At 58.2% G+C, this 22,106-nt stretch carries 22 protein-coding genes and 1 pseudogene; 17 read left to right on the top strand and 6 right to left on the bottom strand.

The window, feature by feature from the left end:
- Positions 1 to 126 precede the first annotated feature (126 nt).
- The gene (locus ACR809_RS05705; RefSeq protein ID WP_002914284.1) at positions 127 to 306 is read left to right on the top strand and encodes a hypothetical protein; all 180 of its coding nucleotides are present in this window, start codon (positions 127 to 129) and stop codon (positions 304 to 306) included.
- A gap of 72 nt (positions 307 to 378) precedes the next feature.
- On the opposite strand, the gene stpA is transcribed toward ACR809_RS05705, so the two are convergent.
- Positions 379 to 780, bottom strand: coding sequence for a DNA-binding protein StpA (stpA, locus tag ACR809_RS05700; protein ID WP_002914287.1), 402 nt, complete (start codon positions 778 to 780; stop codon positions 379 to 381).
- Positions 781 to 1,508: 728 nt separating this feature from the next.
- Here stpA and alaE point away from each other — a divergent pair.
- Positions 1,509 to 1,958 (top strand): L-alanine exporter AlaE, encoded by a 450-nt coding sequence (alaE, locus tag ACR809_RS05695; RefSeq protein ID WP_002914289.1) that lies wholly within the window; start codon positions 1,509 to 1,511, stop codon positions 1,956 to 1,958.
- A gap of 85 nt (positions 1,959 to 2,043) precedes the next feature.
- Here the strand turns inward: alaE and ACR809_RS05690 are convergent, their stop codons facing one another.
- Positions 2,044 to 2,406: a DUF2002 family protein gene (locus ACR809_RS05690; RefSeq protein WP_002914291.1), complete on the bottom strand. Its 363-nt coding sequence runs from the start codon at positions 2,404 to 2,406 to the stop codon at positions 2,044 to 2,046.
- A 149-nt stretch (positions 2,407 to 2,555) separates the two neighbouring features.
- On the opposite strand from ACR809_RS05690, the gene ACR809_RS05685 reads away from it, so the two are divergent.
- The gene (locus ACR809_RS05685) at positions 2,556 to 2,903 is read left to right on the top strand and encodes a DUF883 domain-containing protein (protein WP_002914293.1); all 348 of its coding nucleotides are present in this window, start codon (positions 2,556 to 2,558) and stop codon (positions 2,901 to 2,903) included.
- Between the two features lie 143 nt (positions 2,904 to 3,046).
- Here the strand turns inward: ACR809_RS05685 and pdxR are convergent.
- Positions 3,047 to 4,399, bottom strand: a pseudogene (gene pdxR / locus ACR809_RS05680) (MocR-like pyridoxine biosynthesis transcription factor PdxR).
- An 88-nt stretch (positions 4,400 to 4,487) separates the two neighbouring features.
- Between pdxR and ACR809_RS05675 the strand changes: the two are divergent.
- From ACR809_RS05675 to leuA, 14 genes are all read left to right on the top strand, one after another.
- On the top strand, positions 4,488 to 4,919 hold the full coding sequence (locus ACR809_RS05675) for a carboxymuconolactone decarboxylase family protein (RefSeq protein WP_004145727.1): 432 nt from the start codon (positions 4,488 to 4,490) through the stop codon (positions 4,917 to 4,919).
- A 183-nt stretch (positions 4,920 to 5,102) separates the two neighbouring features.
- Positions 5,103 to 5,348 carry a glutaredoxin-like protein NrdH gene (nrdH, locus tag ACR809_RS05670; RefSeq protein ID WP_002914320.1) on the top strand — a complete coding sequence of 82 codons (246 nt, stop codon included), beginning with the start codon at positions 5,103 to 5,105 and terminating at the stop codon, positions 5,346 to 5,348.
- A complete protein-coding gene (gene nrdI / locus ACR809_RS05665) occupies positions 5,345 to 5,755 on the top strand; it encodes a class Ib ribonucleoside-diphosphate reductase assembly flavoprotein NrdI (protein WP_002914321.1) in 411 nt (136 codons plus the stop codon). Before nrdH ends, nrdI begins: the two co-directional genes overlap by 4 nt.
- Entirely contained in the window at positions 5,728 to 7,869 is a 2,142-nt protein-coding gene (gene nrdE / locus ACR809_RS05660) for a class 1b ribonucleoside-diphosphate reductase subunit alpha (protein ID WP_004900041.1), read from the top strand. The genes nrdI and nrdE overlap by 28 nt, the downstream gene beginning before the upstream one ends.
- 10 nt (positions 7,870 to 7,879) lie before the next feature.
- Positions 7,880 to 8,842 carry a class 1b ribonucleoside-diphosphate reductase subunit beta gene (nrdF, locus tag ACR809_RS05655; RefSeq protein WP_023158623.1) on the top strand — a complete coding sequence of 321 codons (963 nt, stop codon included), beginning with the start codon at positions 7,880 to 7,882 and terminating at the stop codon, positions 8,840 to 8,842.
- Between the two features lie 356 nt (positions 8,843 to 9,198).
- Positions 9,199 to 10,401: a glycine betaine/L-proline ABC transporter ATP-binding protein ProV gene (proV, locus tag ACR809_RS05650; protein ID WP_002914328.1), complete on the top strand. Its 1,203-nt coding sequence runs from the start codon at positions 9,199 to 9,201 to the stop codon at positions 10,399 to 10,401.
- On the top strand, positions 10,394 to 11,461 hold the full coding sequence (gene proW, locus ACR809_RS05645; RefSeq protein ID WP_004174727.1) for a glycine betaine/L-proline ABC transporter permease ProW: 1,068 nt from the start codon (positions 10,394 to 10,396) through the stop codon (positions 11,459 to 11,461). The genes proV and proW overlap by 8 nt, the downstream gene beginning before the upstream one ends.
- A gap of 78 nt (positions 11,462 to 11,539) precedes the next feature.
- Positions 11,540 to 12,538, top strand: coding sequence for a glycine betaine/L-proline ABC transporter substrate-binding protein ProX (gene proX / locus ACR809_RS05640; protein WP_002914330.1), 999 nt, complete (start codon positions 11,540 to 11,542; stop codon positions 12,536 to 12,538).
- 177 nt (positions 12,539 to 12,715) lie between these two features.
- Positions 12,716 to 13,462 (top strand): AzlC family ABC transporter permease, encoded by a 747-nt coding sequence (locus tag ACR809_RS05635; protein WP_004180986.1) that lies wholly within the window; start codon positions 12,716 to 12,718, stop codon positions 13,460 to 13,462.
- Positions 13,452 to 13,787 carry an L-valine transporter subunit YgaH gene (gene ygaH, locus ACR809_RS05630; protein ID WP_002914335.1) on the top strand — a complete coding sequence of 112 codons (336 nt, stop codon included), beginning with the start codon at positions 13,452 to 13,454 and terminating at the stop codon, positions 13,785 to 13,787. Before ACR809_RS05635 ends, ygaH begins: the two co-directional genes overlap by 11 nt.
- Before the next feature lie 90 nt (positions 13,788 to 13,877).
- Positions 13,878 to 14,408 (top strand): transcriptional repressor MprA, encoded by a 531-nt coding sequence (gene mprA, locus ACR809_RS05625; protein ID WP_002914337.1) that lies wholly within the window; start codon positions 13,878 to 13,880, stop codon positions 14,406 to 14,408.
- Positions 14,409 to 14,533: 125 nt separating this feature from the next.
- Entirely contained in the window at positions 14,534 to 15,706 is a 1,173-nt protein-coding gene (gene emrA / locus ACR809_RS05620) for a multidrug efflux MFS transporter periplasmic adaptor subunit EmrA (RefSeq protein WP_002914339.1), read from the top strand.
- Positions 15,707 to 15,721: 15 nt separating this feature from the next.
- Entirely contained in the window at positions 15,722 to 17,260 is a 1,539-nt protein-coding gene (gene emrB / locus ACR809_RS05615) for a multidrug efflux MFS transporter permease subunit EmrB (RefSeq protein WP_002914342.1), read from the top strand.
- 136 nt (positions 17,261 to 17,396) lie between these two features.
- The gene (gene leuA / locus ACR809_RS05610) at positions 17,397 to 19,073 is read left to right on the top strand and encodes a 2-isopropylmalate synthase (RefSeq protein WP_004185353.1); all 1,677 of its coding nucleotides are present in this window, start codon (positions 17,397 to 17,399) and stop codon (positions 19,071 to 19,073) included.
- Here leuA and ACR809_RS05605 read toward each other — a convergent pair.
- The 3 genes from ACR809_RS05605 to gshA form a co-directional block, all read right to left on the bottom strand.
- A complete protein-coding gene (locus ACR809_RS05605; protein WP_004149452.1) occupies positions 19,052 to 19,819 on the bottom strand; it encodes an AraC family transcriptional regulator in 768 nt (255 codons plus the stop codon). The two genes, leuA and ACR809_RS05605, sit on opposite strands and share 22 nt — an antisense overlap.
- A gap of 52 nt (positions 19,820 to 19,871) precedes the next feature.
- Positions 19,872 to 20,387 carry an S-ribosylhomocysteine lyase gene (luxS, locus tag ACR809_RS05600; RefSeq protein ID WP_002914351.1) on the bottom strand — a complete coding sequence of 172 codons (516 nt, stop codon included), beginning with the start codon at positions 20,385 to 20,387 and terminating at the stop codon, positions 19,872 to 19,874.
- A gap of 156 nt (positions 20,388 to 20,543) precedes the next feature.
- On the bottom strand, positions 20,544 to 22,100 hold the full coding sequence (gshA, locus tag ACR809_RS05595) for a glutamate--cysteine ligase (protein WP_002914353.1): 1,557 nt from the start codon (positions 22,098 to 22,100) through the stop codon (positions 20,544 to 20,546).
- Between the last annotated feature and the right edge of the window lie 6 nt (positions 22,101 to 22,106).

Genomic DNA, 22,106 nt, shown 5'->3' with positions numbered 1-22,106 from the left:
CATTAACAATATTAATACATATAACTCCAAATTGTTTTAACAAAAAACAGCACGCCCGGTGTTCAGTGAGCGGGCGTTGAGCTATGGTTTAGATTTATCCATGGTGTTAACAGTGAGGAGTGAATTATGTTTGCTGTCGGCGATCTGGTACAACCCCGAGCGGGCGGACCAAAACTGAAAGTGGTGGAAGTGCAAGGGGAGCAACTGGTGGTGGTTCAGGCCGCACAGGAGCAGGGAGAGCGCTATTCGCTGAAGTCGGACGAGGTCACGCCGTATCAGGAAGAGGGAGACTTCGGCGTCTGCTAAAGCCCCTCGCTTAAAGTCGTAAGGCCAGGCCGGTGGGTCTCTCACCACCGGGCTGGCGCTGGCCCGAAGGCGTTAAATTAAAAAGCTATCCAGCGATTTACCCTGGGCGACAGCCTCGGCAATCGGCTTCGGCATTCTTCCCTGTCCGGTCCAGGTTTTCTCTGCGCCAGTATGATCGGTATAACGATATTTCGCCGGGCGCGGTTGACGCTTTTTGCCTCCCGCCTTTGGCGGCTGAATATCGGCCACCAGCTCGTCAGGAGAAATACCGTCGGCGCGCATCAGTTCAAGCCAGGTATTCACTTTCTCCTGATATTCAGCCTGCTGCTGAGCTGCCTGCTGCTGTTGCGTACGTTTTTCTTCAGTGACGATCCTGAGCTTTTCCAGCATCTCTTCAAGCACGTCAATGGAGAATTCACGGGACAGGGCACGCAGTGAACGGATATTATTCAGTTTGTGTAACATTGAAGACATAAAATTAAAAAATTCCAAATAGCAAATTAAAAGATACACTGCGGCAAGTGTAATAGAAACGTTTATTTATTTCCAGCCTTCGGTTGTCCAGATAAATATATAAGGTGGATATTAGCGGTTATCCCCTGAAGCTATATTGGCAAATACCCGAGCCTTTTTCATAAGCACAGGCAAAAAAGAGAGTGAATAAATAAAAAAGGCAGAATGACGGGAAAAACCACCGTTCTCGACAGGAATATTAGCTTTATGGTCAGCGGGTTACCTGCTGTTCATACGTGGCCGCTCTGATACATACCTTTGGCCGCAGTGAATAGTTAATCAGACAATGGGAATAAAACAACAATTCGCAATTCAGAATTTTTCACCATAAAAACGCGACTTACGGCATAAAAAATCCTAAAAGAGAGCGGAATCACACACTCGCGTGATGTTGCGCCATGGTTGGCTATCAGGCGCCGTTCCCTCGGCCAGTCTCGATTTCGCAATCAAGATTAACTCATTGATAAATATTGATATTTTCAAAAACAGGAATAAAAGTAGCGTAACGAACAAAAAACAAACCAGCGCAGAGTATTTTATCGACAAAAAGGCGATAAATAAAAATTTATAGCTAGTTGCCACTTTTAATGCAGAGATATACTCTACGCACATCAAAACAGGCAGCCCAAAAACGCTATACCAACGCGCATTTTTCGGCGTTAATGACTTCATTTTCGAGGAGCACTCCGATGTTCTCTGCGCACTCCCGCTTGCGGCATGCGGTTGCAGACACCTTTGCGATGGTGGTTTACTGCACCGTCGTCAACATGATGATCGAAATTTTTCTCTCTGGTATGACGTTTGAGCAGTCGTTATCGTCGCGTCTGGTGGCGATCCCGGTCAACATTATTATTGCCGTACCCTATGGGATTTATCGCGATTTCGCCATGCGTCAGGCCCGGCGCATCAGCCCGGCCAGGTGGATGAAAAATATGGCCGACGTGCTGGCCTACGTCACCTTTCAGTCGCCGGTGTATGTCGCTATTCTGTGGAGCGTGGGTGCTGACTGGCACCAGATTGTCGCCGCGGTGAGCTCGAACCTGGCGGTATCGATGATGATGGGCGCCGCCTACGGCTACTTCCTCGACTATTGCCGCCGCCTGTTCCGCGTGGCGCCCTATCAGCAGGCGAAGGCCTGACCAACGCGTTAGCAGCGACTGGCTCTGCCAGTCGCCTCTTCCCGCCAGCCCGCCTCGCCTGGATCCTTAAATGCCTATCGGCGTATTAATTCGTCGACATTGCCGGCTGGGCTTCGCCAAATAGCCCATTCAGAAAACGCTCAAGCGCCATGCGTGAGCTAAATCCATGCGGAATACCATAATGTTGTTGCGCATCCCCGGCTAAATACAGCGGAAACTGTTCATAATGATCACAGGTTTTGATATCTGAAGCCGGTTCGGCCAGCATATTGCTGCGCTCTTTTAACGCCGGATGAATAACTAACGCTGTTCGCCCCATGCGCGCTTCGCGGTTCACATAAACATAATTATCGCCGCGGCGATAGCCGTACGCTTTTTGCGTCACAACATCCATGGTGAAGCCGGCTTTTTCAAGAACACGCGCCACCTCATCGGGTCTTAAATACATACTGATTCCTCGTTATCTTTTACCGCACATTGACCTTACCTTATTCATTAAGGACAGTGCTTTCGGAAAATTCCAGAAACCACAACAGTAAGCATAATTCAAAATCTTGTCCTACACTTACTCACTCGATGGAATTAAGGGAGATAACGATGGCTAACCATGTGAACCGCAACAATTTTGACGAGAACGCCGAAGATATTCATAACGATGTCAGCCAATTAGCGGATACGCTGGAAGAGGTGCTGAAATCATGGGGCAGTGACGCCAAAGAGGAAGCGGAAGCGGCGCGTGTCAAAGCGCAGTCGCTGTTAAAAGAGACTCGTGCCCGTCTTAATGGCCACAACCGGGTGCAGCAGGCGGCGCTGGATGCGCGCCAGGCAGCGTGCGATGCGCTGGGCTGTGCCGATACCTACGTGCGCAATAAACCGTGGCACAGTGTGGGCGCCGCCGCCGCCGTCGGGGTATTTATTGGCGTATTGCTCAATTTACGTCGATAATAGCTTAAGCGTCGGCTGCCGCCGCGCGATTGGCGCGCGGTAGCCCGCGAGCTTTACGGAAGGCAATGAAGATAACAAATACGCGTCAGCCCCTGCGCGCCTCTGGCCGCAGGGGTTTTTCTGCTTCCCCGACTTAAGCGCCATCAAATCGCTATCGCCTCTCTCAGCCGTCGGGCAAGTCCGTCAGCCATCGCCGGCGAACGTATATTGGTAAAACTCATCAATAATCCCCCCTCGCCCGCGTGGCGAATCCGCCAGTCGCTCAGCGCCTGCACCGCCAGCCCGGCCACAACCGCCCGCCGCGCGAGCAGCCGATCGTCGCCGCTGACCGACATAACCAGTTGAATTCCCCCCAGCTGCGGCGTGACCTGAAAGCCCTGCGCCTGCAGAGCCGACTCCAGCCACTGTCTACGCTGGCTATAGCTGGCACGCATTTTCTTCAAATGACGCCAAAAATGTCCCTGCTGGATAAAATCCGCCAGCGTCTGCTGCCACAGGGTGGGAACGGTGCAGGACTGGCGCTCCGCGGTCTGGTGAAAACGCGCCACCAGCGGGGTCGGCACCACCAGCCAGGCGGTGCGCAGCGCCGGGAACATCGACTTACTGAAGGTGCCCGCGTAGATGACCCTCTGCGGCGCATCAAGGCTTTTCAGCGGCGGCAGCGGTTTGCCGTGATAGCGAAACTCGCTATCGTAATCGTCCTCAATGATCCACGCGTCGCGCTCCGCGGCCCACGCCAGCAGCTAGCGGCGTCGGGGAAGCGACAGCGCGACCCCCAGCGGACTCTGATGGGCTGGTGTGAGCAGGGCAAATCGCGCCTGCGGGTGATGACGCTGGCCCCAGCTGACGTCCATCCCTTCGTCGTCCACCGGAATCGCATCCACCGCCAGCTGCCCAGCCTCGACGACCGGCCGGATAAAGGGATACCCCGGATCTTCCATCCACATATGCTGTCCCGGCTGCGCCAGGGTACGCAGGATAAGGTTCATGGAGGCGGCATAGCTGCCGGTGATCAACACCTGATCCGGCTGACAGTCGATACTGCGCGACAGGCGTAGATAATCGACGATAGCCTGGCGCAGAAGCGGATCGCCGCCGGGATCGCCGGGTGCAAGATCGAACCGCGACTGCGTCCGCAGCCGACGCCCCATCACCCGCGCCCACTGCCCGCGCGGAAAGAGATCCAGTGCCGGCAGCCCCATCTGAAACGGCAGCGGCTCCGTCGGCGCGGCCGGTTGCACTGGCGGTACCGGCGCCAGCTGGCGCGGGCTGAGCCGCTCGCTGACAAAGGTCCCCGCCTGCCCACGCCGCTCGAGCCATCCCTGGGCGACCAGCTCTCCCCAGGCGTTTTCGATGGTCGCCCGGGAGACGCCCTGCTCCTGAGCGTACACCCGGCTGGCGGGCAAACGGCTGCCCGGGGTCAGTTCGCCACGTTCAATCGCCGATTTCAACTGGCGGGCGATACGCTGATAAAGCGGGAGGTTAATCGCTTCCATTATGGTCTGCTTTTTTCGTCACAATATGGCTGTCTTTTGCAGTCCATTATAGTGCTATTTTGGCTGCCGTCTTAGAGAGGAGAACACCATGAACCAATTACGTCAGCCATTCAGTGAACTGAGCCCGGAAGTCTATAAAGGGCTGGTACAGGCCAGCATCGCGCTGGAGAAAAGCGAGCTGGGCAACGCCCTGGTAGAGCTGGTTTATTTACGCGTCTCGCAGATCAACGGCTGCGCCTTCTGTCTTGAGAAACATAGCCAGGCGCTGCGCAAAGGCGGCATGGCGCAAAGCAAACTGGATGCCCTTGCGGGCTGGCGGGTAAGCGCCCACTTTACTCCGGCCGAACGCGCGGCGCTGGCTTGGGCCGAGTCGGTCACCGACATTGCCACCAGCCATGCGGAAGATGAGGTTTACCAGCCGCTGCGCGAACATTTTACCCCGCGTCAGATAAGCGATCTGACCTTCGCCGTCAGTCTGATGAACGCCTTTAACCGCCTCGCCGTGGCCATGCGCCTGTAGTTCCGCACAGCCTCCCCCCTCCTCCGCCGATCTATCCCGGCGGGGGACTCGCTTGCCAAAAACGCTATATATTGAGTGGTTGAAGTTTTAAATAACTACATCTAGTATTTCCTTATCGAATGGCCCACTACGTTCGACGCTATGTTTAGCGCCGTGCTGTTATCTTAAATGGAAATACGAATCATGCGCATTATTATTTACACTCGAAATGACTGCGTGCAGTGCCATGCCACCCGGCGAGCCATGGAGAGCCGGGGACTGGCCTTTGAAATGGTCAACGTCGACCAGCAGCCGGATGCCGCCGACACCCTGCGCGAGCAGGGATTTCGCCAGCTGCCGGTGGTGATCGCCGGTGAGCTGCGCTGGAGCGGCTTCCGCCCGGATATGATCAATCGCCTGCGCCCCTCCTTTACGGCGGCCAGCGCATGAGCCTCATCGTCTACTTCTCCAGCCGTTCGGAGAATACCCATCGCTTTGTGCAGCGCCTGGGGCTGCCGGCGGTGCGCATCCCGCTGAACGAGCGTGAACATCTGCGGGTAGACGAGCCCTATATTCTCATCGTTCCCAGCTATGGCGGCGGCGGCACCGCCGGCGCGGTACCGCGTCAGGCGATCCGCTTTTTAAACGACGTGCATAACCGCCAGCTGATCCGCGGAGTGATTGCCGCCGGCAATCGCAACTTTGGCGACGGCTGGGGGCGTGCCGGAGATGTCATCGCGCAAAAATGCGCCGTGCCCTATCTCTACCGCTTCGAGCTGATGGGAACCCCCGACGATATCAACACCGTGCGTAAAGGAGTCAGCGAATTTTGGCAACGACAACCGCAGAACGTATAACCGCCGCCGTGGATTTTCACGCCCTCAACGCGATGCTGAATTTGTACGACAGCGAGGGCCGCATCCCGTTTGAGAAAGATCGCCAGGCGGTTGAGGCCTTTATGGCGACCCAGGTTCAGCCCAACGTCCTCACCTTCCCCAGCCAGGAGGATAAGCTCAGCTGGCTCGTCAGCGAGGGCTATTACGATCCGCAGGTGCTGGCCGGCTATGACCGCGGGTTTGTGCTGGCGTTGTTCGCCCATGCCCGGCGCGCTCCGTTTCGCTTTCAGACCTTCCTCGGCGCCTGGAAGTTCTATACCAGCTATGCGCTGAAGACCTTTGACGGCAAGCACTACCTCGAGGATTTCGCCGAACGCAGCGTGATGGTGGCCCTGACGCTGGCCCGGGGCGATGAACAGCAGGCGCGGCAGCTGACGGAGGAGATACTCAGCGGCCGCTTTCAGCCCGCCACACCGACCTTCCTTAACGCTGGCAAACAGCAGCGCGGGGAGCTGATCTCCTGCTTCCTGCTGCGTATTGAGGATAATATGGAGTCCATCGGCCGGGCGGTGAACTCGGCGCTACAGCTGTCGAAGCGCGGCGGCGGGGTGGCCTTTTTACTCTCCAACCTGCGCGAGGCCGGGGCGCCGATCAAGCGCATCGAAAACCAGTCTTCTGGGGTGGTGCCGGTGATGAAGATGCTGGAGGACGCCTTCTCCTATGCCAATCAGCTCGGCGCCCGCCAGGGGGCGGGTGCGGTCTGGCTGCATGTTCACCATCCCGATATTTTACGCTTTCTTGATACCCGGCGTGAAAATGCCGATGAGAAAATCCGCATCAAAACCTTGTCGCTGGGGGTGGTGATCCCTGATATCACCTTCCAGCTGGCGAAAGAAGATGCGCAGATGGCCCTGTTCTCGCCTTATGACGTCGAACGGCTGTACGGCAAACCTTTCGCCGATTGCGCCATCGGCGACCTCTATCCGCAGCTGGTGGCCGACGAGCGGGTCCGCAAGCGCTGGATCCGCGCCCGCGACCTGTTCCAGCGCCTGGCGGAGATCCAGTTTGAATCCGGCTACCCGTACATCATGTTTGAAGACACCGTGAACCGCGCCAGTCCGGTGGCCGGGCGGGTCACCATGAGCAATCTGTGTTCGGAGATCCTGCAGGTCAGTACGCCGTCCGCCTATAATGAAGACCTCAGCTATGCGCATATCGGGGAAGATATCTCCTGCAACCTCGGCTCGCTGAACATCGCCCATACCATGGACTCGCCGGATTTCGGCCGCACAATCGCCACCGCGGTGCGCGCCCTGACCGCCGTGTCCGACATGAGCGACATTCAGTCGGTTCCCTCGGTGGCGGCCGGCAACGCGGCCTCCCACGCCATCGGCCTGGGGCAGATGAATCTGCACGGTTACCTGGCGCGGGAGGGCATTGCCTACGGCAGCCCGGAGGGGCTGGACTTCACCAATATCTACTTCTACACCGTGACCTGGCACGCGCTGCACACCTCGATGCAGCTGGCCCGCGAGCGCGGCCAGCGCTTCGCCGGCTTCGAGCAGTCGCGCTACGCCAGCGGGGCGTACTTCGACAAATATCTGCAGGAGGAGTGGCAGCCGAAAACCGAACGGGTGCGCACGCTGTTCGCCCGCGCCGGCATCTCTCTGCCCGACCGGGAAAGCTGGCGCCAGCTGCGCGACGATGTCATGCGCTATGGCATCTACAATCGCTATCTGCAGGCGGTGCCGCCCACCGGCTCGATCTCGTACATCAACCATGCCACCTCCAGCATTCACCCGATCGTCTCGAAGATTGAGATCCGCAAAGAGGGGAAAACCGGACGGGTGTACTACCCCGCGCCATTTATGAATAACGACAATCTGGCCCTCTACCAGGATGCGTATGAGATAGGGCCGGAGAAGATCATTGACACTTACGCCGAGGCGACGCGCCACGTCGACCAGGGGCTGTCGCTGACCCTGTTCTTCCCCGATACCGCCACCACCCGCGATATCAACAAGGCGCAAATTTACGCCTGGAAGAAAGGCATCAAGACGCTCTACTACATCCGTCTGCGCCAGCTGGCGCTGGAAGGCACTGAAATTGAAGGCTGCGTGTCCTGCGCGCTGTAAGGAGAACAGGATGACCCATTTAACGCGCGTCAGCGCAATCAACTGGAACCGCATTGATGACGATAAAGATCTTGAGGTCTGGAACCGTCTCACCAGCAACTTCTGGCTGCCGGAGAAAGTGCCGCTGTCGAACGACATTCCCGCCTGGCAAACCCTCAGCGCGGCGGAGCAGCAGTTGACCATTCGCGTCTTTACCGGATTGACCCTGCTTGACACCATTCAGAACACCGTCGGCGCCCCGGCGCTAATGGCGGACGCCTTAACCCCGCATGAGGAGGCGGTGCTGTCGAACATCAGCTTTATGGAGGCGGTTCATGCCCGCTCTTACAGCTCCATCTTTTCCACGCTGTGCCACAGCAAGGAAGTGGATGCCGCCTTCGCCTGGAGCGAAAGCTGTGCTCCCCTGCAGCGCAAGGCGCAGCTGATGCTGGGTTACTATCAGGCCGACGAGCCGCTGAAGAAAAAAATCGCCAGCGTGTTCCTCGAATCCTTTCTCTTCTACTCCGGCTTCTGGCTGCCGATGTACTTCTCCAGCCGGGGAAAGCTGACCAACACTGCGGATCTGATCCGCCTGATCATTCGCGATGAAGCGGTGCATGGCTATTACATCGGCTACAAGTACCAGAAAGGACTGGAGATCGTCAGCCCCGGCAAGCGCGAAGAATTGAAAAATTTCGCCCTCGATCTGCTGATGGATCTTTACGACAACGAACTGGCCTACAGCCGGGAGCTGTACGGCGAGAGCGGCTGGTTCGACGACGTCAGCGCTTTCCTGTGCTACAACGCCAACAAAGCGCTGATGAACCTCGGCTACGAGGCGCTGTTCCCGGCGGAGATGGCGGCGGTCAATCCGGCAATCCTCGCAGCGCTGTCGCCCAACGCCGACGAAAACCATGACTTTTTCTCCGGTTCCGGCTCCTCCTACGTGATAGGAAAAATGGAAGAGACCGCCGACGACGATTGGGACTTTTAACCGTACTTTCACCAGGAATATCGCAGGCGGATTCCTGGTGATTAATTTCACAAAATAGCGTTTAATCCACCAAATATTCTCTCCATGACCTAACCGTCATCACTTCGTCATATTTAGCAGAAAACCGGTCCATTTCAGTAGAATTATCCAAAGATAATCAAAAAATATTACCAACAACAAATTACCGCCCAGCCCTTATATCACGGGGGCTTAGCCACAGTTGCCCCCATCTGATTTTGCCGAGAGTTTGCCATTGAGGGTTGTCACAGAATCTGAGTATGTTAGGGTGTAAAAAGATCATAATCACCATCGGGTATCATATCGCAATAAACAAATAACAGGAACTTCTCTATTGCATGGCAATTAAATTAGAAATCAAAAATCTTTATAAGATATTTGGCGAGCATCCACACCGTGCTTTCAAATATATTGAGAAAGGACTCAACAAAGCGCAAATACTGGAAAAAACGGGGCTGTCGCTTGGCGTCAAAGACGCCAGTCTGGCCATTGAAGAAGGCGAGATATTCGTCATCATGGGGCTCTCCGGCTCGGGGAAATCCACCATGGTTCGCCTTCTCAATCGCCTGATTGAACCCACCCGCGGCCAGGTGCTGATTGACGGGGTCGATATCGCCAAAATGTCGGATGCCGAGCTGCGCGAGGTGCGTCGCAAGAAAATTGCGATGGTTTTTCAGTCCTTTGCGCTGATGCCGCACATGAGCGTGCTCGATAACACGGCGTTTGGCATGGCGCTTGCCGGCGTTCCCGCCGCCGAACGAGAGCAAAAAGCCCGGGAGGCGCTGCGTCAGGTGGGGCTGGAGAATTATGCCCACGCCTGGCCGGATGAACTCTCCGGCGGCATGCGCCAGCGCGTCGGTTTAGCTCGCGCCCTGGCGATTAATCCCGATATTCTGTTAATGGATGAAGCCTTCTCTGCGCTCGATCCGCTCATTCGTACCGAAATGCAGGATGAGCTCATCAAATTACAGGCGAAGCATCAACGCACTATCGTCTTTATTTCCCATGACCTTGATGAAGCCATGCGAATTGGCGATCGTATCGCCATTATGCAAAATGGCGAAGTGGTCCAGGTCGGCACTCCGGATGAAATATTAAATAATCCGGCCAATGATTATGTGCGCACCTTCTTCCGCGGCGTGGATATTAGCCAGGTATTCAGCGCGAAAGATATTGCCCGCCGCAGCCCGGTTGGCCTGATTCGTAAAACGCCTGGTTTTGGCCCCCGTTCGGCGCTGAAATTATTACAGGATGAAGACCGGGAATATGGCTATGTCATAGAGCGCGGTAATCGCTTTGTCGGGATTGTCTCGATTGATTCTCTGAAAACAGCCCTCAGCGCCGGGCAGGGGATCGAGGCGGCGCTGATTGACGCCCCGCTGGCGGTGGAAGCGCAAACCCCGCTCAGCGATCTGCTCTCCCACGTCGGCCACGCTCCGTGCGCCGTGCCGGTAGTGGATGAAGAACAACAATACATTGGCATCATTTCCAAACGGATGTTGCTCCAGGCTTTAGATCGCGAGGGGGTGAATCATGGCTGATCAGACCAATCCGTGGGGCAGCGCCCCGTCAACCGACAGCGCCGCGCAGGCTGCCGATGCCTGGGGTGGCGCCTCTACTGCCGCGCCGGCTAATGGCGGCGGCGCCGACTGGCTGCACAGCGCCCCTGCGCCGCAGCCGGAACAGTTCAATATCATGGATCCGTTCCATAAGACCCTGATCCCGCTCGACAGCTGGGTGACCCACGCCATCGACTGGATCGTGCTGCACTTCCGTCCGCTGTTCCAGGGGATCCGCGTGCCGATCGACTACATCCTCAGCGCCTTCCAGCAGCTGCTGTTGGGGATGCCGGCGCCGGTGGCGATTATCGTCTTCGCGCTAATCGCCTGGCAGATCTCCAGCCTCGGCATGGGGGTCGCCACTCTGGTATCGCTGATTGCCATCGGCGCCATCGGCGCGTGGTCGCAAGCCATGGTCACTCTGGCGCTGGTCCTCACCGCCCTGCTGTTCTGCATGGTTATCGGCTTGCCGCTGGGGATCTGGCTAGCGCGCAGCCCGCGGGCGGCGAAAATCATCCGCCCGCTGTTGGATGCCATGCAGACCACGCCGGCGTTCGTCTATCTGGTGCCGATCGTGATGCTGTTCGGCATCGGCAACGTACCGGGCGTGGTGGTGACGATTATCTTCGCCCTGCCGCCGATCGTCCGTCTGACCATCCTCGGGATAAACCAGGTACCTGCGGATCTGATCGAAGCGTCGCGCTCATTTGGCGCCAGCCCGCGCCAGCTGCTGTTTAAGGTGCAGCTGCCGCTGGCCATGCCCACCATTATGGCCGGGGTTAACCAGACCCTGATGCTGGCCCTGTCGATGGTAGTGATCGCCTCGATGATCGCCGTCGGCGGCCTCGGCCAGATGGTGCTGCGCGGTATCGGCCGCCTGGATATGGGCCTGGCGACCGTCGGCGGGGTGGGGATCGTGATCCTGGCGATTATTCTTGACCGCCTCACCCAGGCCGTCGGTCGCGACGCCCGCAGTCGCGGCAACCGCCGCTGGTACACCACCGGCCCGCTGGGGCTTATCACTCGCCCTTTCTGTCGATAAGTCGATAACAGCGCCGCTCCCCGGCACCAGCCGATGCCCGGGAGCGGCCCTTCCCGTTAAACAATAAGAGGAACCACCATGCGACATAGTACGATGTTGGCCACCGCCGCCTTTGCCACCCTGCTCGCCACCAGCGCCTTCGCCGCCGACCTGCCGGGTAAAGGGATTACGGTGAAGCCCGCTCAGAGCACTATCTCCGAAGAGAGCTTCCAGACCCTGCTGGTCAGTCGCGCGCTGGAGAAGCTGGGCTACACCGTCGAGAAACCCAGCGAAGTGGACTATAACGTTGCCTATACGTCGATTGCCGCCGGAGATACCACCTTTATCGCCACCAACTGGCAACCGCTGCACGATGACATGTACGCCGCGGCGGGCGGTGATAACAAATTCTATCGCAAAGGAGTGTACGTCTCAGGCGCCGCCCAGGGCTATTTGATCGACAAAAAAACCGCTGAGCAGTACCACATCACCTCCATCGATCAGCTCAAAGATCCGCAGATCGCCAAACTGTTTGATACCAACAATGACGGTAAAGCGGATCTCACCGGCTGTACCCCAGGATGGGGCTGCGAAGCAGTGATTAACCATCAGATTGACGCCTATGGCCTGAGCAAAACCGTCACCCATAACCAGGGCAACTACGCGGCGATGATGGCCGACACCATTGCCCGGTATAAAGAGGGTAAACCGGTGCTCTACTACACCTGGACGCCGTACTGGGTTAGCGACGTGCTGAAGCCTGGCAAGGACGTCGTCTGGCTGCAGGTGCCGTTCTCCTCCCTGCCGGGCGAGCAGAAAAACATCGACACCAAACTGGCCAACGGCGCCAACTATGGCTTCCCGGTGAACACCATGCACATCGTCGCTAACAAAGCCTGGGCGGAGAAAAATCCGGCCGCCGCCACTCTGTTTAGCGTCATGAAGCTGCCGATCGCCGACATCAACGCCGAGAATGCGATGATGCATGAAGGCCATGCTTCCGAAGCCGACATTAACGGCCACGTTGATGGCTGGATCAAAGCCCACCAGCCGCTGTTCGACAGCTGGGTGAAAACCGCCCTCGCCGCGCAGCAGTAAAACCGTTCACGGATAAGGCCCAGCGCCTTATCCGGCCCCCTTGCCCCTTTCTCGTGGCCAGGTCATAGAAAAGCGATTCCAGGAATTTCCATAGTGTTAAGGCGCATCGCGCTCTGTTAAGGTGGAGACATCGGTCAAATTGCCACCTTCACATGGATCCAGCGATAAGTTATTCATATGGAAAACCCCGCGCCCTTAACCTGTGCCTTACCTGAACGCGTCGCCACCGTCGGCGAAGGCATCAAAGACAGTCTCCCCATCGTCATCAGCTACCTTCCGGTGGCATTCGCCTTCGGACTCAATGCCACCCGGCTGGGCTTCACCCCGCTGGAAAGCCTGTTCTTCTCCTGCATTATTTACGCCGGCGCCAGCCAGTTTGTGATCACCGCCATGTTGGCCGCCGGCAGTTCGCTGTGGGTCGCCGCCCTAACGGTGATGGCGATGGATGTCCGCCACGTGCTGTATGGCCCCTCATTGCGCAGCCGCATTCGCTCAGCGCTGGATAAAAAGAAAACCGCCCTCTGGGCCTTCGGCCTGACCGATGAGGTTTTCGCCGCCGCTACCGCCAGGCTGGTTCGCGATAACCGCCGCTGGAGCGAAAACTGGATGCTTGGTCTCGCTTTTACCTCGTGGGCATCGTGGGTGTGCGGCACGCTGGCCGGCGCCTGGTCCGGCAACGGCCTGCTGGTGGATTATCCGGCGGTGGAAGCCGCCCTCGGCTTTATGCTGCCGGCGCTGTTTATGAGCTTCCTGCTGGCCTCTTTCCAGCGTCAGCAGTCACTCTGCGTCACGGCGGCGCTGGCGGGCGCGCTGGGCGGCATTCTGTTATTTTCCATTCCGGCGGCGATCCTCGCCGGAATTGTCTGCGGGTGTCTGACGGCGCTGCTTCAGGCCATGCTCAAGGGGATGCCGGATGAACAGTGAAGTCCTTCTGCTCGGGGTGATAGTCGGCGGCGTCAACTATCTCTTTCGCTATCTTCCTCTGCGTTTGCGCGTCGGCCACGCCCGTCCTGCCCGCCGCGGCCCGGTCAGCGTGCTGCTGGATACCATTGGCATCGCCTCGATTTGCGCGCTGTTGGTGGTCTCCAGCGTGCCGGAGATCCTCGCCGATGCCCATCGCCTGGCGCCGACGCTGACCGGCTTCCTGGTGCTGGGGGCCGCCTTCTGGAAAACCCGCAGCATCATTGTCCCGACCCTGCTGTCGGCGTTTGCCTATGGTCTGGCATGGAAAATCACCAACGGGCTCTAAGCTTTACGTATCAATCTTGGTCAATAATTCATTTGATTTATTTGTCACAATAGTTATTATATCGGCTGTAATTAATGAGGTCATACCCAAATGGATAGTTCGTTTACTCCCATTGAGCAAATGCTCAAGTTCCGCGCCAGCCGCCATGAAGATTTCCCGTTTCAGGAGATCCTGTTAACTCGTCTTTGCATGCATATGCAAGGTAAGCTGCTGGAAAATCGCAATAAAATGCTCAAAGCGCAGGGAATTAACGAGACATTATTTATGGCGCTGATTACGCTGGAGTCACAGGAAAACCACAGCATCCAGCCGTCCGAGCTGAGCTGTGCGCTGGGCTCGTCACGTACCAACGCCACCCGTATCGCTGATGAACTGGAAAAACGCGGCTGGATTGAGCGCCGCGAGAGCGATAACGATCGTCGCTGTTTGCATCTGCAACTGACCGAAAAGGGCCATCAGTTTTTGCGTGAAGTCCTGCCGCCGCAGCATAACTGCCTGCATCAGCTGTGGTCTTCACTTAGCACCAGCGAAAAAGATCAGCTCGAACACATCACCCGCAAACTCCTGAGCCGCCTTGATCAGATGGAAGAAGAAGGCGTGCTAGCGGACTCTCTACGCTAAGGGCGGCGTCGCTCAGCCCATTTTTACGTTGCAAGGAAAACAGCCAGGCCAGCAGATCTCTGCTGGCCTTTCTGATAAACAGGTCGGCTCAGCCGATGTGAAATAATAAGATCGTGGAGAATAACATGAGTGCAAATGCGGAGAGCCAAACCCCGCAGCAACCAGGCAGCAAAAAAGGAAAGCGTAAAGGCGCCCTTCTGTTGTTGACATTGCTCTTCATTATTATTGCCGTGGCATATGGGATTTACTGGTTTCTGGTACTGCGTCACTACGAAGAGACCGACGATGCCTACGTGGCAGGGAATCAGGTACAAATTATGGCTCAGGTCGCGGGCAGCGTGACCAAAGTCTGGGCTGACAACACGGACTACGTGCAGAAAGGCGATCCGCTGGTCACGCTCGATCGGACCGATGCCCAACAGGCGTTTGAAAAGGCTAAGACCCAACTGGCCGCCAGCGTGCGTCAGACCCGCCAGCAGATGATCAACAGCAAGCAGCTGCAGGCAAATATCGACGTCAAAAAAACCGCCCTCGCCCAGGCGCAGGCTGACCTGAACCGCCGCATCCCGCTGGGCGCCGCGAACCTCATTGGCCGCGAAGAGCTGCAGCACGCCCGCGATACCGTCGCCAGCGCACAGGCCGAACTCGACGTGGCAATCCAGCAGTACAACGCCAACCAGGCGATCGTGCTGGGCACCAGGCTGGAACAGCAGCCGGCGGTGCTCCAGGCGGCCACTGAAGTGCGTAACGCCTGGCTGGCCCTGCAGCGTACGCAGATCGTCAGCCCGATTAGCGGCTACGTTTCCCGTCGCTCGGTACAGCCTGGCGCGCAGATCGGCACCACCACGCCGCTGATGGCGGTGGTCCCCGCGACCAACCTGTGGATCGATGCTAACTTTAAAGAGACTCAGCTGGCGCATATGCGTATCGGCCAGCCAGCCACCGTGATCAGCGATATCTATGGCGATGACGTGAAATACACCGGTAAAGTGGTCGGTCTGGATATGGGCACCGGCAGCGCCTTCTCTCTGCTGCCGGCGCAGAATGCTACCGGCAACTGGATCAAAGTGGTACAGCGTTTGCCGGTTCGTATCGAGCTGGATGAAAAACAACTAGCGGAACACCCGCTGCGCATCGGCCTCTCGACGCTGGTGGAAGTCAACACCACCGATCGCGATGGTGAAATGCTGGCCAGCCAGGTGCGGAGCTCCCCGGTTTACGAGAGCAATGCCCGTGAAATCGCTCTCGATCCGGTTAATAAGCTGATAGACGAGATCATTCAGGCCAACGCCGGATAATTCGGGGTGAGTGTAATGCAACAGCAAAAACCGCTGGAAGGCGCGCAGCTGGTCATTATGACCATTGCGCTGTCGCTCGCGACGTTCATGCAGGTGCTGGATTCCACTATCGCCAACGTGGCGATCCCGACCATTGCCGGCAACCTTGGCTCGTCGCTGAGCCAGGGGACCTGGGTCATCACCTCGTTCGGGGTCGCTAACGCCATCTCCATCCCGATCACCGGCTGGCTGGCCAAGCGCGTCGGCGAGGTGAAGCTGTTCCTGTGGTCAACCACCGCCTTCGCCATTGCCTCCTGGGCCTGCGGCGTCTCCAACAGCCTGACGATGCTGATTTTCTTCCGCGTCATTCAGGGGATTGTCGCCGGGCCGCTGATCCCGCTGTCGCAAAGTCTGCTGCTCAGCAACTATCCCCCGGCGAAGCGCTCTATCGCTCTGGCGCTGTGGTCAATGACGGTGATTGTCGCGCCCATCTGCGGTCCGATCCTCGGCGGCTATATCAGCGATAACTATCACTGGGGCTGGATCTTCTTTATCAACGTGCCCATTGGCGTGGCGGTGGTGCTGATGACCCTGCAGACCCTGCGCAACCGGGAAACCAAAACCGAACAGCGGCGGATCGACGGCGTCGGTCTGGCGCTGCTGATCATCGGTATCGGTAGCCTGCAGGTGATGCTGGACCGGGGTAAAGAGCTGGACTGGTTCTCCTCCAATGAGATTATCATTCTGACCATCGTGGCGGTGGTGGCGATAAGCTTCCTGATCGTCTGGGAGCTAACCGACGATAACCCGATTGTCGATCTGTCGCTATTTAAGTCGCGCAACTTCACCATCGGCTGCCTCTGTATCAGTCTGGCCTATATGCTCTACTTCGGCGCCATCGTACTGCTGCCGCAGCTGTTGCAGGAGGTCTACGGCTACACCGCGACCTGGGCCGGCCTGGCGTCGGCGCCGGTGGGAGTGATCCCGGTCATTCTGTCGCCGATTATCGGCCGCTTCGCGCATAAGCTCGACATGCGGCGGCTGGTCACCTTCAGCTTTATTATGTACGCGGTCTGCTTCTACTGGCGCGCCTGGACCTTCGAACCGGGGATGGACTTTGGCGCCTCGGCGTGGCCACAGTTTATCCAGGGCTTCGCGGTGGCCTGCTTCTTCATGCCGTTGACCACCATCACCCTCTCCGGCCTGCCGCCGGAGCGGCTGGCGGCGGCGTCGAGCCTGTCGAACTTCACCCGTACCCTTGCCGGCTCCATCGGGACCTCGATCACCACCACCCTGTGGACCAACCGCGAGGCGCTGCATCATGCGCAGCTCACCGAATCGGTGACCCCCTTTAACCCCAACGCGCAGCAGATATACGATCAGCTGCAGGGCATGGGAATGACGCAGCAGCAGGCGTCCGGCTGGATAGCGCAGCAGATAACCAACCAGGGGCTGATTATCTCCGCCAACGAAATCTTCTGGATTTCTGCGGCTATTTTCATCCTGCTGTTGGGGCTGGTGTGGTTCGCCAGACCACCGTTCAGCGCCGGCGGCGGCGGCGGCGGCGCGCACTAAGCCTCACATAAAGGGACCTCCGGGTCCCTTTTTTACGGCGTCAGGTTGTCCAGTTCTCGCTAGTTTCTGTCTCGTTTGCGAAAGCCCGTCACCCTGCGCTCGGGCAGGATAAAGGCTGACCATTAAGGAGAACACTATGCTGAGCCATCCTGCTGAAAAGTACCGTCCCTATCCGCCGATCGCCCTGCCTGACCGCCGCTGGCCAGACCGGCAAATCAGTCACGCCCCGCGCTGGCTGTCGACTGACCTGCGCGACGGCAACCAGGCGCTGGCGGAGCCCATGGACAGCGCCCGCAAACTGCAGTTCTGGGATCTGCTGCTGGAGTGCGGCTTTAAAGAGATTGAAGTCGCCTTCCCTTCCGCCTCACAAACCGATTTCAACTTTGTCCGCCAGCTGATTGACGAACAGCGCATCCCGGAGGATGTCACCATCCAGGTGCTGACCCAGGCGCGAGACCCGCTGATCCTGCGCACCTTTGAGGCGCTGCGCGGCGCCCGCCGGGCTACCGTCCACCTCTACAATGCCACCGCGCCGCTGTTCCGCGAGCTGGTTTTCGGCATGGACAAGGCCGAGGTGATCGCCCTCGCGACCCGCGCCACCCGGCTTATCCGTCAGCAGTGCGAACAGCAGCCGGAGACCCGCTGGCAATATGAATATTCGCCTGAAACCTTCTGCTTCACCGAGCCCGAGTTTGCGCTTGAGATTTGCGAAGCGGTGGCGGATGTCTGGCAGCCCTGCGCCGAGCGACCGATGATCGTCAATCTGCCGGCGACGGTGGAAGTCAACACCCCCAACGTCTATGCCGATCAGATCGAGTATTTTTGCCGCCACTTCTCCCGCCGCGGCGAGGTCTGCATCAGCGTGCACCCGCATAACGATCGCGGCACCGGCGTCGCCAGCGCCGAGCTGGCGGTGATGGCCGGCGCCGATCGGGTAGAAGGCTGCCTGTTTGGCAACGGCGAACGCACCGGCAACGTCTGTCTGGTGACTTTGGCGATGAACCTCTACAGCCAGGGCATCGACCCTGAGCTTCGCTTCGAGCAGATGAACCGGGTGGTGGAGGTGGTGGAAAACTGCAACCAGATCCCCGTTCACCCGCGCCACCCGTGGGCGGGAAGTCTGGCTTACACCGCCTTCTCCGGCTCCCATCAGGATGCGATCAAAAAAGGGTTTGATGCCCGTCAGCCTGGCGATCCGTGGCAGATGCCCTACCTGCCCATTGACCCGCAGGATATAGGCTGCAGCTATGAGGCGGTGATCCGCGTCAACAGCCAGTCGGGGAAGAGCGGCAGCGCCTGGCTTATCGAACAAAATCATGGTCTGAAACTGCCCCGCGGGCTGCAGCAGGACTTCAGCCAGCACGTTCAGCAGGCCACCGATAGCGACGGCAAAGAGATGACCCACCATGCGCTGTGGCAGCTGTTCCGCACGCGCTACGGGCTGCAGGCGCAGCCGGCGCTGACGCTGCTCGATTATCAGAGCGCCAGCCAGCAGGATGGCCAGCTTTCCCTGCAGGCAACGCTGCGTCACCACGGCGAAACCCGACGCCTGCAGGGCCAGGGCAACGGCCTGCTCTCCGCCGCAGCCAGCGGGCTCAGCGCGCTGTTTCGGCAGCCGTTTATGATCAAGGACTATCATGAGCATACCCTCGGCGCGCGCAGCGACAGCCGGTCGGTGGCCTATATCCGCTGCGTTTTTCCGCAAGGAGAAAGCTACTGGGGCGTGGGTATCGATAATGACGTGGCGCGCGCCTCGCTGCAGGCGCTATGCAATGCGCTCAGCGCCGCCGATCAGGCCGGGGGACGAAAATAGTCGCTGGGGGCGACGCCCATCACCCGACGAAACATGGCGCTGAAGGCGCTGTGGCTACCGTAGCCCAGCTCCAGCGCCACCCGCAGCACGGAGTGGCCCTGCGCCAGGCGCACCAGCGCTTCCATTAGCTTCGCCCGGCGCACCCACTCGCTCCACGTCAGGCTAGTCTGCTGCTGAAAATGGCGGTTTAGGGTTCGCTCGCTCATGCTGCACGCCTTCGCCGCCTGGCCGCTGCTCCAGGCCTCGCCCGGCGCCTCGCGTACCTGCTGGCACAGCCGACGCAGCGTTTCGCTTTGCGGCTCCGGCAGGCCAAACGGCAGGATCGCCATCCCGCGGATCTCATCGAGGATCAGTTCATAAATTCTTTCGTCGCGGCTGGCGGGGGCATAGCGTTCCGCCAGCGCCAGGGATGACACGATCAGTTCCCGCAGCAGCGGCGTGATCTGTACGATCTGGCAGCCCGCCGGAAGATCGGCGCGCGCCAGCGGATCGATAAACAGGGTGCGCGCCGCCACGTTGCCGGTCATGCGCAGCGCGTGCGGCGTTCCCGCCGGCAGCCAGACGCCGCGCCCGGGCGGCACCACCCAGTAGCCTACCGGCGTCGCGACCCGCACCACGCCGCTTAGTATATGCAGCAGTTGGGCGCAGTCATGCTGATGCCAGTCTTCCTGGTCACCGTGGGCATAATCATGGGCAAAGGGCACCAGTGGGCGGTGCTGAAAGGAGAAGGAAAGCGTCGTCGTCATCGCGGCGTCAGAAGAGCGGCCCGGCGACAGGCGTCGGGCCGTGGCGGAAGCACTAGATGTGCAGTTCCTGCAGTTTTTCTTTCGGCAACGCCAGTTCGTCGTTGCTGTTGATGCGCACATCGCGCTCAATGATATGACGAGCGATGTCCTGGGCCTCTTCCAGCGAGTGCATGGTGTAAGTCCCGCACTGGTAGACGTTGAGCTCCGGGATCTGGTTCTGATCTTTCACCTTCAGCACATCGGCCATCGCCGCTTTCCAGGCGTCAGCGACGCGCTGCTCGTCCGGCGTACCAATCAGGCTCATATAGAAGCCGGTGCGGCAGCCCATTGGCGAAATGTCGATAATTTCCACGCCATTCCCGTTCAGATGATCGCGCATAAAGCCCGCGAACAGATGCTCCAGGGTGTGGATACCGCGTTCCGGCATCACTTCCTGGTTCGGTACGCAGAAGCGCAGATCGAAAACGGTGATTTCATCGCCATGCGGCGTGTTCATTTTCTTCGCGACACGCACCGCTGGGGCTTCCATTCGGGTATGGTCGACTGTGAAACTATCTAACAACGGCATTCGTCACCTCCGGGAGTGAATTTTTTTAAAATAAAATGAACTCTTTGTTCAGCCGCGAGTCTCAGTATATGAAAGACGCGCATTTATTATCATCATCATCCCTGAATCAGAGATGAAAGTTTGGCCACAGTGATGTGGCCTTTTTCTTTTCCAGCGCTACGCGTGCCGCGCCAGCAGCGCCTCAAACGGCTCGCTGTCTTCAGCTTCCACTTTCTTCTGTCGCGCCACCGACGCGTCGCGCTCGGCGATAAAATCGTCTTCGCTCAGGATCTCCAGCGGCTCTTCGCGCAGCTGCGTCCGGTAACGATCGGCAAGCGCACGGCCGGTACCGCCAATGCCTTCTTCAATCATAGAACGCAGAATGCGGGCTGAGAAGGTTAATTCCGGATCGTCAAAGCAGGCCAGCAGCTCGTCGCAGACCTGCTGATATGCCTGGCCACCGTGGATACTGTCCAGGGTCTGAGCCACGCGGCGTAAATCGCGGAACAGATCTTTGCCCACCTGAGCCAGCGGGAACTGCGCGCTTTCGCAGCCAATCCCCAGCGTTAAGCCCGGCTTACGCCCTTCCAGAATAACCCGATTCCAGTTGGTGCGGGTGCACAGCAGCTCATCGCTGCTCATCTCCGGCGCGTCGGCCAGCGCGCACCAGACCATAAACAGGTCGAGGAAACGCACCTGCTGGGCGTCAACGCCGATCGGCGAGAACGGATTGATATCCAGCGAACGCACTTCGATATACTCAATACCACCGCGCAACAGCGCATCGGACGGGGTTTCGCCCCGACGGGTGACGCGTTTCGGGCGGATCGGCGCATAAAGTTCATTTTCAATCTGCAGAATGTTGCTGTTGATCTGCAGATACTTGCCGTCTTTCTGCAGCCCGATTTTGGCGTACTCTTCCGACGGCGTTTTAATCGCCCGCTTCAATCCTGCCACATACTCGTGCAGATCGTTAAACGTAATTCCGAGATTGCTTTGCGACTTATTGGTATAACCAAGGTCGCTGAGGCGCAGCGAGGTGGCATACGGCAGGTAATACATGCCGTTGCCCGTTTCCTCAAAGGGCAGCGTTGTCGGTTTGCCTTGCAGGAATGAGGAGCAAATCGCCGGCGAGGCGCCAAACAGATAGGGGATCACCCAGCCAAAGCGATAGTAGTTACGAATTGAGCGGAAATAGCCCGCCGAAATGGCCTCTTTACCACTCTCGGCATCTTCCACACCACATTTTGCCTGCCAGAAGGCCATCGGTAGGGAGAAGTTATAGTGCACGCCGGAGATAGTCTGCATCAGCGCGCCATAGCGGTTCTTCAGCCCCTCGCGATATAGCGTTTTCAGGCGCCCCACGTTAGAGGTGCCGTACTGCGCCAGCTCAATATCCTGACCGGGGGCGATATAGCATGGCATACTCAGCGGCCACATCCGCTCGTCGCCAAGCTGACGCGCGGTATAGCGATGGACATCGCGCATAAAGGTCAGCATATGCTCAATATCGCCATCTACTGGCGTAATGAACTCAAGTAAAGCTTCGGCAAAATCGGTGGTAATCCATTTATGCGTCAGCGCTGAGCCTAACGCCGGAGGGTGACCGGTCGTTGCAAGGGTGCCGTCTGCGTTCACGCGCAGCGTTTCCCGCTCCAGACCACGTTGAATACCCTGCAGAGCCTGCGGATGTTTTTCCAGCCAGGCCAGCGCCTGTGATACGTCCGGGATCAATTTGAC

Source organism: Klebsiella sp. CD33 (assembly GCF_051992865.1).
In the GTDB taxonomy this organism is placed as follows: Bacteria; Pseudomonadota; Gammaproteobacteria; order Enterobacterales; family Enterobacteriaceae; genus Klebsiella; species Klebsiella pneumoniae.
Note: the sequence above shows the minus strand (reverse complement) of the source record. Positions and strands in the feature narration are given on the sequence as shown.